Below are 705 nucleotides of genomic sequence, written 5' to 3'. Positions count from 1 at the left end.
GACTCGCTTGCCTTTATATCGGCCACTCTCCTTGGTTATTGGTGCCACACCGATTAGTGAAGCCGCCTGTTTATTGGTGATATAGCCGAGTTCAGGTACGTTGCTGATGATTGACGAAGCCGCTATATTTCCAATACCAGGAACACTTTGCAGAAGAGCATTTTTGGCCTGATACTCTGGGCACTCTTCGATTAGCTTTAAGAGCTTTTCTTCTATTTTTGTGATTTGGTTTTTCATTGCGATCAGCATGGGTTTGATGGATGAATGTAGTTCCTTCGGTAATATCTGAAGTCGATTTTTCTCCATCGTTTGCATTGAGAGTAACTGGTTTCTTCTAATGACTAAGTCGCTCATTAAACGAATATTTTTAGGTTTAATCTGAGTAATCTTGGGCTTAATCGCTTCACCATAGTGAGCAATAAGATCCGCATCAAGTCGGTCGTTCTTTGCACGTCGTCCAATTGCACCGGCGAACCTCTTGATGTGGACAGGGTTGGCTCGAACGATAGGCAGTTGTGCTTCGGCACATGCGAGCACAAAAGGCATTTCTAAACGCCCTGTCGCTTCAATAACAATGCGAGTTGGGTCGTGCTTCTTGATTCTTTTGAGTGCCGCTTTAATCCCTTTCTCTGTATTCTCTACAGAGAAAAATAAGTCTAATGGCCTGATGTGGATGTCTAATTGTGTTTTGCCGGTATCAACTCC

The 705-nt window shown here is 43.5% G+C and carries 1 protein-coding gene; it reads right to left on the bottom strand.

The window, feature by feature from the left end; translation table 11 throughout:
* Positions 1–705, bottom strand: a 705-nt coding sequence (locus BCU12_RS10970) for an IS110 family transposase (RefSeq protein WP_102404307.1), incomplete at both ends; no start/stop codon positions are given.

Origin of the sequence: Vibrio sp. 10N.261.55.A7 (assembly GCF_002877365.1) — a bacterium.
GTDB lineage: Bacteria > Pseudomonadota > Gammaproteobacteria > Enterobacterales > Vibrionaceae > Vibrio.
This window is presented reverse-complemented; position numbering and strand designations above follow the sequence as displayed.